Genomic DNA, 13597 nt, shown 5'->3' on the forward strand with positions numbered 1-13597 from the left:
ATAAATGACTCAAGAAATGAATAAAAACTATAATCTAAAAGAAATAGAACAGTCTAATTATCAAAATTGGGAAGCTTCAGGCAAATTTGCTTGTGGTAACTCAAATTCAAAAGATACTTATACAATTATGCTACCACCACCAAATGTAACAGGTACTTTGCATATGGGACATGGTTTCCAGATGTCGTTGATGGATATTTTAATCCGTTATAATCGTATGTCAGGCAAAGATACTCTATGGCAACCTGGTACCGATCATGCTGGTATTGCTACGCAAATGGTAGTTGAAAGACAGCTTAATGCTCAAGGTATCTCAAGACATGATTTAGGACGTGAGAATTTCCTAAGCAAGGTTTGGGAATGGAAAGAGTTATCAGGTGGAACTATCACATCACAGATGCGTAGAATAGGAGCTTCTCCAGATTGGGATCGTGAGAGGTTTACAATGGATGATGGCTTATCTGATGCAGTTAAGAAATGCTTTATTAAATTATATGAAGATGGCTTAGCATATCGTGGCGAGAGATTAGTAAATTGGGATCCTAAATTAAAGACAGCCGTTTCAGACTTGGAGGTTGCTCAAGTAGATAAGCAAGGCTCACTTTGGCATTTTGTATATCCTGTGGCAGATAGTGATGAGAAGATCATAATCGCAACAACTCGTCCGGAGACAATGCTTGGTGATATGGCGGTTGCGGTTCATCCAGAAGATGAAAGATATACTCACTTAGTAGGTAAGATGATAAATCTGCCACTTACAGATAGACAGATTCCAATTATCGCTGATGATTATGTCGAAAAAGACTTTGGTACTGGCTGTGTCAAGATTACTCCAGCTCATGATTTTAATGATTATGAAGTGGGTAAAAGACATGATTTGCCAATGCTAAATATTCTAACTGATGATGCGACATTAAATACAAATGTGCCATCAAAATATCAAGGTTTAGATAGATTTGAAGCGCGTAAGCAAATAGTTGCTGATATGGAAGCTTTAGGTCTTTTAGATAAGATAGAGCCACATGCTCTTAAAGTACCAACAGGTGATAGAACTGGGGAAGTTTTAGAACCATATCTAACTAAACAATGGTTTGTCAAAGCTGATGTGCTAGCAAAACCAGCGATTGAAGCAGTTGAAAAGGGTGATGTAAGGTTTGTTCCGGATAATTGGAAAAATACTTATTTTGCGTGGATGAGAGATATTCAAGATTGGTGTGTATCTCGTCAGTTATGGTGGGGACATAGAATCCCAGCTTGGTATGATGAAGCAGGTAATGCTTATGTAGGCGAAGATGAAGCAGATGTTAGAGCTAAATATAATCTAGCTGATGATATCGCTATCAAACAAGATGAAGATGTCTTTGATACATGGTTTTCATCAGCATTATGGCCATTTAGTACATTAGGTTGGCCTGAGCAAACTCCTGAGTTAGCAAAATACTATCCAACAAGTGTACTTGTGACAGGTTTTGATATTATCTTCTTCTGGGTTGCTAGAATGATGATGTTTGGCATGTACTTTATGAATGATGTGCCATTTAAAGATATTTATATCACTGGTCTTATTCGTGATAGCGAAGGGCAGAAAATGTCAAAATCTAAAGGTAATGTTTTAGATCCTGTAGATTTGATAGATGGTATTTCATTAGATGAGCTTCTTAAAAAGAGAACTACTGGTCTAATGCAACCACAAATGAAAGCTAAAATTGAGGAAGCGACTAAAAAAGAATTTCCTGAAGGTATCAGTGCGTATGGTGCTGATGCAGTGAGATTTACTTATGCAGCATTAGCTTCTACATCGCAAGATATCAGCTTCGATACTGCGAGAGTTGAGGGTTATCGTAACTTCTGTAACAAGCTTTGGAATGCTTCAAGATTTGTGATGATGAATCTTGATGACTATAAGGTTTGTGATAACTATGAGTTAGGTGTTGCTGATAAGTGGATTTGGAGCGTGTTAAATACTGCTACTACTGATGTACATAGACATCTTGCTAACTATCGTTTTGATTTGGTAGCAAATACTATTTATGATCTTGTATGGAATAATTATTGTGACTGGTATGTTGAGTTTGCTAAGGTTACTCTAAAAGATGATTCACTATCTGAGCAACAAAAAAATGGTATTAAATATACACTTACTAAAGTTTTGGAAAATATCTTAGCTTTAGCGCATCCGCTTATACCATTTATTACAGAGAGTATTTATCAGCAGTTAAAAGCACATTTAAATGATGCTAAAGATACAATTATGGATGTATCTTATCCTGTAGCTACTCAAGATTTAGAAGCTCCAGAAGCTGAAAAAGCTATCGCATGGCTACAAAATGTTGTTACAACTCTGCGTAATATGCGTAGTGAAGTAGGTATCAAGCCATCTTTAGAGATTTTTTTAATTGTTAAAGATGTTGCTGATAAAGTAAGAGATTACTTAGCTCAAACAGAAGGTTTTATAAAGGCTCTAGCAAGAGTAAATAATATTGAGTTTAATGATAATCCGCCAACATCTTTATCACAGATTGCTGAAGGGCTTGAGTTAAATATTCCATTAGCAGGTTTGGTTGATATTGATGCTGAAAAAGCAAGATTAGATAAAGAACTAGACAAGCTAAAAGGCGAAGTTGATAGAGTACAAAAGAAACTTTCTAATGAAAGATTTGTCTCAAATGCTCCAGAAGCTGTAGTTGCTGCAGAGCAAGAAAAGCTTGCTAAGTATCAAGAGCTATATGCTAAAACGCTTGAGAAGAAAGAGGCTTTGGGGTAAGTGAATGAAGAATTAAAAAAGATATATAATTATAGAAGACTTGATAAAGTTGAAATTGATGGAATTACTATAAGTTCAGCAATAAAAGGAGAAAGAGTCAAGCTTTCTCAGAGAGCATTTATAACTTCGTATGAGGATGGGTTTGATACTATTGCAAATCAATTTTGTAGTTTGCTTAGTTTAAGTAGTGCATCACTTAATAAATGCTTGGTGATCATACATGAAGATAATAGTGCCGATTTATATTTCAATCCTCCTATGACTCAAATAGTCAATTTGAAGACCGCTACTAAAAAAGGAGATGTTATTACTAAAAAAGATATTTTTGATATTTCCGAAGTCTTTTTTAAAGATTCAATAACAGACTTAACCCCTCAAGAAGTGGATAAAATTATTTTTATATTCAGAGAGGGTTTTAGGTTTGGGATATTCTATGACTTTACTAAAAAAAATAATATAGCTTCTTTAAACAAAGAAATTGGTAATTGTTATAAAAAACTTCACTTTTATGAGCAAATATCATTTTTAAGAGAAGAAGAGTGTTTCGATAATATTACTGCAGATGGTTGGTTTCCCTTTATTGCATTAATAAGTTCTGAATTTAGTGAGATTATACATTTATACCAAAGTGAAAAGGAAGCTTCTAAACGGAACTACTTTTTAGAAGAGTTATTCGCTAAGAAATTTGATAGTAACAAAATATTATCGCTTACAAATAATTGGTGGCAAAAAGAACAATTTTCCGCAAAGAAAAAGTTTATAGAAGCTGGGATAAATTGCTTTTTAGAGGGGAATTATATTAGTTGTTTAAGTACTTTGTATCCAATAATTGAAGGTATTGTCGGTATCGACTATTTTAATCAAAATGGAAGAAAACCAAAATTTAAAGAGTTGGTCGAATATATTCAGGAAAAAGCTGATATTAAATATTCATGTCCTAATTCTTTAGCGTATCCGAGAGAGTTTTATGATTATTTAAATAAGGTTGTATTTAAGAATTTTAATTTAGAGACTGGGGATGTTGATTTGTCACGACATTCAGTATTGCATGGATATGCCAGTGAGGAAGATTTTAATATGACTAGATCATTACAGTTAATTCTTACTCTTGATCAAATTAATTTTTATTTATGATAGAAGTATAAACTTATGTTTATTGAAAGTAGTAAGTTTAGAAAGGAAGATCTTTAATTAAATTATCACTTTTATATAGAATTCTGATTAGCATTTATATTAGCTGCTAGAGATTTTTTGATTATAGTTTTCAGAAGCTTTTTATGCCTATGATTAGGGTTTTTTCTTAGGCAATTTAATGCATATTGTTGCAATATAACCAAAGGTAGAGTTATATCATCCCTCATTTTGATAGATCTATCTTTGACAGGATTTGCATGTAAGAAGTTTTCATCCTTTTCAGTTACAGCTAACAAATACTTTTTAGCTAACTGATGCTCATCGAACAGTTGTTGCCAAAATGCACAGTATTTAGGATCCTTACTTATATGTTTTGTAATATTGAAATTTGTTTGAGCGATACTCTGTAGAGCATTGTCAAATATTCCTTTGATTATAAGTGAGCGTTTATATATTTTTTGTAGAGCGGTTAGATTGTTGTTAATCTTTTGTCACTACGGTACTTATAGCCGTTCCTAAGCCATAAAATGCTAAGATACTCTGTCTCATTTGCGTCCAAGCAGCACCATAAGGTATAGCTCGAAGATCATCTAGTTCAATTTTATCGTTAGAGTTTCTTTTAGCAGGGCGAGATCCGACATTCATTTCACTAATATATTTCAAAGGGGTGATTTCGGTAATATAGTCAATAAATTGCGGATGATTCTTTAGATTTATATAGGTATCGAAAGATAGTTTTCCTAACTCATTGATAAGGGCGATCTCGGTGGGATTAAGCTTATGTGCATTATGTAAGTTCAGTTTGCCATATAAGCCAGATGTCAAAATCTGCTCAAGATTATATTGAGCGCTATTAGTATTGCCAAATTTTGAAGAGATACTTTGTCCTTGGATAGTTATCTGTACATCATGATTTGAGACAACATTAGATAGTCCTTTGTAGAATAGAAACATATCTCCACCTCCACGTGAAGGAGGACCACCACGACCATCAAAAAATATTGGTTTGATACCTTTTGAGCTAAGATATCTACTTAAGGCTCTTTTTGCCTCAAGGATAGACCAGTTAGCCATGAAATAGCCACCATCTTTGGTACCATCAGAGAACCCAAGCATAATCGTTTGAGTATTTTGCCATACTTTGAGATTGTCTGTGTAGAGCTGTATTTTGAGTAGTTCATCAAGTATTTTGGTAGAATTTTTGAGATCTTCCATAGTCTCAAATAAAGGTACTACTTCAATCTTTATCTCACTATCAGCTTTTGAACCTTTATTAAAGAGTTTGAAGATTGTCAAAACTTCCAAGATACTTACGCTAGAATTTGCGTTACTTATGATATATCTTTGAATAGCATTATGACCATTATGTTGTTGAATATATTGTATAGTTTCTATTGTTTCTATAACTTCTTTGGCTAGATCACTATTAACTTTTAGTTCTCTAAGAGATTTTTGTTTAGCAAGCTTGACTAGGTGTTTGATTTTCTCAGAGTTATTGAGTGTTTGGTAATCAATATTATAGTTGTCACTAAAAATCTCATTAAAAAACTGCTTGTGTACTCTAGCATTTTGACGAATATCTAATTTTGCAAAGTAGAAGCCAAAAGTTTTTACTTTCAGAATAAGATTATCAAGTCTATCAACAAACAAAGAGTCATATTCTGTGTCTACGATATTTTTAACTTTGATTAGATCAGCTAAGAACTGTTCGGCATTAGAGTATTTGTTGATTTTTAGATTTTGTCTTATCTTTGTTAGTTCTTCATGAACATTTTCAAAAGTAAGCTTTTTAATTAGCCTCTTTAGGTCTTTTTTGTAGCAATTTAATACATTTGTTCTTAAATGCTTTGAAACCTTCTTAGTAACCTTTGCTGTGACAAAAGGATTACCATCACGATCTCCACCAGGCCAAAAGCCAATTTCAATATTGGTATTATCACTTGTAAGTTTATACTGTATTTTAGGGATTACATCATAAAAAATATTATTTAGATACCATATTATCGAAACAGCTTCATCTTCAGGTGTGGGTTTGGTTTTATTGCTAAACCTAGTTTTTCCCATTTGTAAAAAAATATCCTGAATTTTATTTATATCATTGGCGATAATAGCTTTTTTCAAATCATCAATAATTGGTAAAACTAGCTTTGCATAGAACTGCGTAGGATGGGCTGTGAGTACAAGTCTAGTTTTATATTCTTGTAAAGCTTTATTTAGAGCATTTTGTTTGTCATATCTTTCAACTCTTCTAGCTAGTCTTGTGATACTGTATTCACCATTTAGATCATGTGTTTTGGCATAAGCAGCTTCTTCAAGAGCATCTATCAAGACTATTTGTCGCTCAATATAGCGTATGAATTTGATAAAGATTTGAAGCTTTTGCTCTTCTGACATTTCAGGATATAGATGTTCAATCGTTCTATCGGGTCTTTAGCATTATCTATAAGATTTTTACAGATATTAGAGAATGTTGCTAGCATTGCATTTGCGTTATGCTCTTTATCAAGAGGAGTGTTAAAGAAAAGACCATTTAGCATCTTATATTTAAGCTCAACTTGAGATTTGTAGTTTTCTAAGAGTTCATCTTTAACAGAATAAAATGGCATTGTTAGCCTCAAAAAATATGATAAACATAGTAAATATTTAAAACTATTTATGATCAAGAGTATATGTTTATACGCTTATTTTAGTAACTTTCTAGAATTTTAAAGCTTATTACTTTATTTCTTAGATTGCTGGGCCAATCCGCTGCAAAGAATTACTGCTTATCTGATTGGCTATAGTTTTAATTTAAGAAATGAGAGCTTATTAAAGGACTATCTTGAAACAATCAAATTTCTAGTTTAATCTTTAAGTAATTTTATTTAATGATATTCTAAATTTTGTAGATATAGGATTGGTTGAAATATGAAGAAAGCATATATATTACTTGATTACTTCTTAAAAGTTTTATTTATAGCGATATTTTGGTTTGTCGCTGGTATTTTTATAGGTTATCCAGCAGTATATTTGATGTCATATGACTATATTTATAATATTTTACAGCCATATGGATTTATTTGGATATCAATATATGGGGCAATAAAGATATCTGGTTTCGGCGCTATGATTTTTGCTGTGATTTTTGCGGTATTTGATACTAACAAAAAGTTATTGATAGCTCCACTGATAATTTCAATCATAGTTTTATACTTTATTCAACATCTTGTTTCTGCTGAGATATTATATTATTTAAGTGCTTAAGTATTTCTTCTTTATCAAAATTGATTTGTCTACATTATTAATATCAGTATGTCCACAAAGTGCCATAGTTTTATCCATTTCTTGATAAAAGATTTCTAAAACTCTCTGAGCTCCTTTTTCACCATAAGCACCGACACCATAAACCATAGCTCTACCAATTAGTCCAGCTTTAGCACCTAAAGCTTTTGCTTTGAGTAAATCTTGACCACAACGAATGCCACTATCGATTAGAACTTCAAGCTTTGAGTTGACTGTATCAATAATTTCTTCAAGAACAGATATGCTTGATGGGGAGCCATCTAGTTGACGCCCGCCATGGTTTGAGACAACAACCGCATCAGCACCAGTATTTTGAGCCATAATAGCATCTTCTGTATCCATAATACCTTTGATAATCATAGGACCATCCCATTGTTTTTTTACCCACTCAACATCACTCCAGTTTAGACTTAAATCAAATTGCTCATTTGTCCATTTACCTAAAGATGCAAAACCGCCTTTGTTTGCGGCATGATTTAAAATATTACCAAATGTTCTATTGCTAGTTTTGAGCATATTTAAGCACCAAGGCAGTTTAGTACTTAGGTTAATTAAATTTTTAAGCGTTGGCTTAGGCGGTACTGTTAGACCATTTTTTATATCGGCATGACGATCGCCAAGCATTTGTAGGTCAGCAGTTAGCACTAGGGCATTACAACCAGCATGCTTAGCGCTTGCTATAAGATTTGCCATAAACTTTCTATCTCTCATCATATACAACTGAAACCAAAATGGTTTTGTTGTATGCTTAGCAACTTCTTCGATAGAGCAAATAGACATTGTCGATAGTGTAAAAGGTATACCAAATTTCTCAGCTGCTCTAGCAGCGTGAATTTCACCATCAGCATATTGCATTCCAAGTAGGCCTATAGGAGCAAATACTAAAGGCATTTTATACTCTTGACCTATGATTTTAGTTTTTAGTGAGCGGTTTTGTATATCTGTGAGAACTTTTTGCCTAAAAAGATAATCGCTAAAATCTTGTTGATTATTTTTTAGGGTTTGCTGTTGCCATGAACCTGATTCACAGTAGTCAACAAACATTTTAGGAACTCTACGATGATAAACTTTACGCATATCATCAAGTGATGTGATTTTAGTTAAATTAGTTTTCATTGAGATATTTCCGATAGATATAATAGCTAAACTTCAGTAAAGATTTTTTCCTCAGGAAGTCTTGATTTAGGTAACTTAGCATTAAAATCATCTTCAGAGCTATAGCCAGCAGTGACAATTACGGAGGTTTTAAGTCCCTTTTCTGCTAGGTTAAACTCAGTATCAATTATATGTGGCTCGATACCTTCCATTGGGGTGGCATTTATTTCTAGAGCAGCTAAGCCAAGTAAAATATTACCAAGACTGATATAAACTTGTTTCTCAGCCCAGTGTTGTAAGTCTTTAGGATTATAGTTATATAGAGATGTGAATTTTTTACGTGCTGCTTGTTGAAGTTTTTCAAATTCAGCGCTAGGAAAACGACCATCTTTTCTTTCTTGAGCTAAGAGTTCTTCAAGATAGTTATCATCAAGATTGGTTTTAAGGCAAAGTACGATAACTAAAGCACAGTCCTTAATATTTGCCACATTTTTAGGGTGAATATTTTCAGCAGCTTTAGCAATTTTAGCTTTAGCTTGGTCAGAAGTTGCTAAGATAAAGTGCCAAGGTTGAGAATTTACACTTGATGGTATAAATCTAAGGATATCTTTTATTTGCTGAATTTGCTCATTTGATAGCTTTTTTGTTCGATCATAAGCCTTAGTAGTGTAGCGAGTTTTAGCATATTCGACGATATTCATAATTCAGAGTAAAATTTTATCAAAGATTAACTTAGTATATTTGATTCAAAAATATACAACAATGCTTTTTGGGCTAGAGATATTTTTATTTTTTGTAATTATTAATTTTTATATTTAAGGATATATAATATTCAGAAAAAAAATGATAAAAACTTCAGCTTTAATTTGTGTCAAGGATAATAAGATCCTTCTTGTAAAGGTGCGTGATAATACTGTTTGGTATTTTCCAGGTGGTAAGATAGATCTCGGAGAGTCACCATTACAGACTATTATTCGTGAGCTTAATGAGGAGCTGAATATCCAAATGCAACCAACAGAACTAGACTATCTTGGTGAAGTTGTTACAGATAATCATGATAGGACAGATATTGTATCAGTGCATTGTTATGCTGGTGAAATCACTCAACAAATTATACCAGCTGCAGAGATATCAGCTATAAAATGGTTTGATTTAGATGATACTAAATTTATGGCGCCAGCTGTAATTGAAAGTATTGCTAGATGGTTTAAAAATCCTTGATATATTTTTACTTGTAAAACATAGCCAAGACAGCAATATTTCGTTCTAAAAACTAATAGATTTTGCTGTGGCAGCATATTTTGTTTTTGTAGCTTTTGAATGTTATCTTTGATAGTTAGTTATAATAGCTATATGATTTATGATGTTATTTTGGTTCATAGGAGATAAGTTTTGCGTAGAGTAGAAACAGACAGTACCGGTCAAATAGAAGTTGATAATGACAAATATTGGGGTGCACAAACTCAGCGATCTATAGAGCATTTTTCGATAGGTGATGATCTGATGCCGATTGAAGTTATTAAAGCTTTAGCAATTATCAAAAAAGCTGCAGCTATGACAAATCATCAGTTAGGTATCTTAGCGCAAGCTAAAAAAGAAATTATCATTAAAGTTGCTAATGAGATAATTGCAGGCGATCTTGATGAGCATTTTCCATTACGTGTTTGGATGACTGGTAGTGGTACGCAATCAAATATGAATGTTAATGAAGTGATTTCAAATAAGGCTATCGAACTTCTAGGTGGTAAAAAGGGTAGTAAGAATCCTATCCATCCAAATGATGATGTTAATATGTCTCAATCATCAAATGATACTTTTCCAAGTGCGATGTATATTGCTACCGCGGTTGAGGTAAATAACAGACTTTTACCTGCTGTTGAGTATATGCAACAACAATTAGCTGACAAAGCAAAGCAATGGGATGATATTGTCAAAATTGGTAGAACACATATGCAAGATGCTGTGCCACTAACTCTCGGACAGGAATTTTCAGGCTATGCAGCGTTACTTGAGAAAAATATTGGAAGAATTAAAGAATCTCTAAAAGATGTATATGAATTAGCTCTAGGTGGAACAGCTGTTGGTACTGGATTAAATGCTCCAATCGGATTTGCAGATATTGCTGCTAGTAATATTGCTAAGATTACAAGCTTGCCATTTGTTTCAGCTACTAATAAATTTGAAGTACAAGGCTCACATGATGCTTTAGTTGCGATTATGGGGCAACTCAAGACTTTAGCTAATTCATTATTCAAGATTGCTAATGATATTCGTTTACTAAGTTGTGGACCAAGAGCTGGTTTTCATGAGTTACTAATTCCTGAGAATGAACCAGGCTCATCAATTATGCCAGGAAAGGTTAATCCTACTCAATGTGAAGCTATGGCAATGGTTGCTGCTCAGGTTATGGGTTATGATGTTGCGCTTAGTATAGGTGGTTCAGCAGGTTATCTAGAGATGAATGTCTATAAACCATTAATTATTTTTAATATCATTCAGTCGATTAAGATTATCTCAGATAGCTGTATAAATTTTACAAGGTATCTTTTAGAAGGGATGAAGCCAAATCATGACAAAATAGAGTTTTATCTCAAAAATTCACTCATGCTTGTGACTGCTCTTAGCCCAGTTATAGGGTACGATAAGGCAGCAAAAATGGCGCATTATGCTGAGCAAAAAAATATTTCTTTAGCTGAGGCAAATCAAGAGCTTAAATTTTTGTCAAAAGAAGAATTTGATAAAGTTGTTGATCCTTATAAAATGACTAAAGGTGGTATCTTATAAGCATTAATTTTTTTCAAAAATAATATTCTTATTAGATGTATTAACACTTATTAATCATTTGCTTTAATTCTTGAAAGAAACTCGTTTCTAGTTTAATCTTTAAGTAATTTTATATCTAAGGTATTTATAATATGATTACAACAAGATTTGCACCAAGTCCAACAGGGTTTTTACATGTTGGTGGAGTGCGTACTGCATTATTTAGTTGGTTATATGCCAAAAACAACAATGGTAAATTTATTCTAAGGATAGAGGATACGGATCTAGAGAGATCTACCCAAGAAGCAGTCGATGCTATTTTAGATGGAATGAGTTGGTTGGGGCTAAAAAATGATGGCGAAATCTACTATCAAACAAAGCGCTTTGATAGATATAAAGAAGTGATCCAAGAACTTATTGCAGCTGGCAAAGCATACTACTGTAGCTGTTCTAAACAAAGATTAGATGAGCTAAGAGAGTATCAGCAGGCAAATAATCTTAAAACTGGCTACGATGGTAAATGTCGTGATGCAAACTATATTCCTCAAGAAGGAGATAGCTTTGTGGTACGTTTTAAGAATCCTCAAGATGGGGTAGTCAGCTGGGATGATGCAGTCAAAGGTCGAATCGCGATCTCAAATCATGAGCTTGATGATATGATTATTCAAAGAGCAGATGGTTCACCGACATACAATTTCTGTGTTGTTGTTGATGATATTGATATGGCTATTACACATATTATTCGAGGTGATGATCATGTTAATAATACCCCGAAACAAATCAATATATACAAAGCTTTGAAAGCTAGTGTGCCAGTATTTGCTCATGTACCAATGATACTTGGTCCAGATGGTGCAAAACTCTCTAAGCGTCATGGTGCTGTCAATGTTATGCAGTATCGCGAAGATGGCTATTTACCTCAGGCGATACTTAATTATCTTGTTAGGCTTGGTTGGTCGCATGGAGATCAAGAGATTTTTTCTATCGAAGAAATGATAAAAGCTTTTAATTTAGAGCACATTAACGCATCACCATCACGTTTTGATTTTGAAAAACTTAAGTGGCTGAACAAACATTATATCAAAGAGTCTAAGTTTGATGATATTCAAACAGAAGTTGAGTATGACTTTGCTAAAGCTGGTTTAGATATTAGTAATGGTCCAGATTTAAAAGAGCTTCTAGCTGTGATGGCAGAAAAAGTTGATACATTAGTTGAACTGGCAGAGAAATCTAGTTATTTTTATAATGATGATATCAGTTATGATGAAAATGCTGTAAAAAAACATATCAAAGCTACAACAGGTGAGATATTTGTTAAGTTGTTAGAAAACTTTGAGGTTTTGGATGCTCAGCAGTGGCAAGATCCAGATGCTTTACATAACATAGTTAGCGTGACAGCAGAGCAGTGCCAAGTTGGTATGGGTAAAGTTGGTATGCCGTTGCGTGTGGCTATTACTGGTTCTGGCCAATCACCAGATATTGGTATTACTCTAAAGCTAATTGGTAAAAATAAAGTAATTGCTAGACTCACTAGAGCAATTAAAGAGTTATGTAAGTAATGAAAATTAGGAAGTTAAGTCTAGTTATAGTAGTTTTTTTGCATACTATATTAGGTTATGCAAATAACCATTTTGGTAATAACTTAGCTGGCTGTGGTTTGAGCTTTGATCCAATAAATTTGCAAGATACAGCAAATTGGAAAGATAAATTAATCAAAAATAATGATCAAAGTAAACTAAAAATCATTCATAAGAGTATTCAATTTAATACCACTAAGCGTAATTATATAATTTCACCTTTAGATGCAAAATTAGCAAATTCTTTGCCAGCTGTAGGTAAATGGATGATGGTAAATACAAGTAGTTACAACAAGCCAAATTTACCTCAAGAAATTGCAGCAGCATGGGTATATTGGCGCGGAGCTAAAGATTTTATTATCAATGGTGTAGCTCAACCACAAAGTTACACTGTAGAACCTATTAATGCTGTTTTGTACTTGAAGGTTTCTTAACTGCAAAGGAAGCTAATAATTATCTAATTAACTTATTTGCACAGCTTGGCTATTCTAATACTGATTCAATAAATCATAGTGGTGGTTATGGTGTATATTTTGATGGAAAGTTATATCCACAATTATCAGGAGCGCCGACAAATACTAATGATACAAATGTTGCTTTAACATTTGAAAAAGATATAGCAGACTTTGCTGATCATTTTAGACTTATGGGGCCATATATCTTGCATCAAAATGATACAAAAAAGTTTATCTATGCAATATCAATATCACGAGAATCATCATGGTTTAAAAGTAACAAAATTAATTGTGGCAATTTGTATATATCTTTTAGGCAGGCAGAAAATGCTTTGATAACTAGTGTCATAAATCAATTACCTGCAGTTAAAATATATTCAGCGTCTTTAGATAATTATATCGAGGCTGATACTAATGTTGATACATCAACTACTGGGGATCATACTCGTGATAGTAGTTTTGTAAGTGTATTTATAGTTAATAAAAATAATTAATTATTTTTACGAAAGCTCTTGACTAAGTTATAA

General features: G+C 33.1%; 11 protein-coding genes and 1 pseudogene. 7 read left to right on the forward strand and 5 right to left on the reverse strand.

From position 1 onward, the window contains the following. Positions 1–4: 4 nt before the first annotated feature. Together FSC454_RS01015 and FSC454_RS01020 are read left to right on the forward strand one after the other, a co-directional pair. Positions 5–2764 carry a valine--tRNA ligase gene (locus FSC454_RS01015; RefSeq protein WP_066045929.1) on the forward strand — a complete coding sequence of 920 codons (2760 nt, stop codon included), beginning with the start codon at positions 5–7 and terminating at the stop codon, positions 2762–2764. Further along, complete coding sequence (locus tag FSC454_RS01020; RefSeq protein WP_066045926.1) at positions 2765–3898, forward strand: hypothetical protein; 1134 nt, start codon at positions 2765–2767, stop codon at positions 3896–3898. Between the two features lie 71 nt (positions 3899–3969). Here FSC454_RS01020 and FSC454_RS10080 read toward each other — a convergent pair whose 3' ends face one another. Genes FSC454_RS10080 through FSC454_RS09910 form a run of 3 tightly spaced genes read right to left on the reverse strand, consistent with a single transcriptional unit; the run spans position 3970 to position 6504 of the window. Beyond that, entirely contained in the window at positions 3970–4383 is a 414-nt protein-coding gene (locus FSC454_RS10080) for a phosphoenolpyruvate carboxylase (protein WP_269446660.1), read from the reverse strand. Beyond that, the gene (locus tag FSC454_RS01025) at positions 4379–6292 is read right to left on the reverse strand and encodes a phosphoenolpyruvate carboxylase (protein ID WP_269446659.1); all 1914 of its coding nucleotides are present in this window, start codon (positions 6290–6292) and stop codon (positions 4379–4381) included. The genes FSC454_RS10080 and FSC454_RS01025 overlap by 5 nt, the downstream gene beginning before the upstream one ends. Then, entirely contained in the window at positions 6229–6504 is a 276-nt protein-coding gene (locus tag FSC454_RS09910) for a hypothetical protein (protein WP_231865149.1), read from the reverse strand. Before FSC454_RS09910 ends, FSC454_RS01025 begins: the two co-directional genes overlap by 64 nt. 301 nt (positions 6505–6805) lie before the next feature. Between FSC454_RS09910 and FSC454_RS01030 the strand changes: the two genes are divergently transcribed. Beyond that, positions 6806–7141, forward strand: coding sequence for a hypothetical protein (locus FSC454_RS01030; RefSeq protein WP_066045923.1), 336 nt, complete (start codon positions 6806–6808; stop codon positions 7139–7141). Here the strand turns inward: FSC454_RS01030 and FSC454_RS01035 are convergent. After that, positions 7130–8296, reverse strand: a complete 1167-nt coding sequence (locus FSC454_RS01035) for an alpha-hydroxy acid oxidase (protein WP_066045920.1) — start codon at positions 8294–8296, stop codon at positions 7130–7132. The genes FSC454_RS01030 and FSC454_RS01035 overlap by 12 nt on opposite strands. A gap of 26 nt (positions 8297–8322) precedes the next feature. After that, the gene (gene nfsB, locus FSC454_RS01040) at positions 8323–8976 is read right to left on the reverse strand and encodes an oxygen-insensitive NAD(P)H nitroreductase (RefSeq protein ID WP_066045917.1); all 654 of its coding nucleotides are present in this window, start codon (positions 8974–8976) and stop codon (positions 8323–8325) included. 142 nt (positions 8977–9118) lie between these two features. Between nfsB and FSC454_RS01045 the strand changes: the two genes are divergently transcribed. From FSC454_RS01045 to FSC454_RS01060, 4 genes and pseudogenes are all read left to right on the forward strand, one after another. Next, positions 9119–9496, forward strand: a complete 378-nt coding sequence (locus tag FSC454_RS01045; protein WP_066045913.1) for an NUDIX hydrolase — start codon at positions 9119–9121, stop codon at positions 9494–9496. A 171-nt stretch (positions 9497–9667) separates the two neighbouring features. Continuing rightward, positions 9668–11059: a class II fumarate hydratase gene (gene fumC / locus FSC454_RS01050; RefSeq protein ID WP_066045911.1), complete on the forward strand. Its 1392-nt coding sequence runs from the start codon at positions 9668–9670 to the stop codon at positions 11057–11059. Positions 11060–11190: 131 nt separating this feature from the next. Next, positions 11191–12597 carry a glutamate--tRNA ligase gene (gene gltX / locus FSC454_RS01055; protein WP_066045907.1) on the forward strand — a complete coding sequence of 469 codons (1407 nt, stop codon included), beginning with the start codon at positions 11191–11193 and terminating at the stop codon, positions 12595–12597. After that, positions 12597–13564 (forward strand): annotated as a pseudogene (locus FSC454_RS01060) (hypothetical protein). Before gltX ends, FSC454_RS01060 begins: the two are co-directional and overlap by 1 nt. The last annotated feature ends 33 nt before the right edge of the window (positions 13565–13597 follow it).

Source organism: Francisella hispaniensis FSC454, assembly GCF_001885235.1.
GTDB lineage: Bacteria > Pseudomonadota > Gammaproteobacteria > Francisellales > Francisellaceae > Francisella > Francisella hispaniensis.

Coding starts and splice junctions, on each gene's coding strand:
- FSC454_RS01045 (WP_066045913.1), top strand. CDS start 9,119: ATGATAAAAACTTCAGCTTTAATTTGTGTCAAGGATAATAAGATCCTT.
- nfsB (WP_066045917.1), bottom strand. CDS start 8,976: ATGAATATCGTCGAATATGCTAAAACTCGCTACACTACTAAGGCTTAT.
- FSC454_RS01035 (WP_066045920.1), bottom strand. CDS start 8,296: ATGAAAACTAATTTAACTAAAATCACATCACTTGATGATATGCGTAAA.
- FSC454_RS01030 (WP_066045923.1), top strand. CDS start 6,806: ATGAAGAAAGCATATATATTACTTGATTACTTCTTAAAAGTTTTATTT.
- gltX (WP_066045907.1), top strand. CDS start 11,191: ATGATTACAACAAGATTTGCACCAAGTCCAACAGGGTTTTTACATGTT.
- FSC454_RS01025 (WP_269446659.1), bottom strand. CDS start 6,292: ATGTCAGAAGAGCAAAAGCTTCAAATCTTTATCAAATTCATACGCTAT.
- FSC454_RS09910 (WP_231865149.1), bottom strand. CDS start 6,504: ATGCCATTTTATTCTGTTAAAGATGAACTCTTAGAAAACTACAAATCT.
- FSC454_RS01015 (WP_066045929.1), top strand. CDS start 5: ATGACTCAAGAAATGAATAAAAACTATAATCTAAAAGAAATAGAACAG.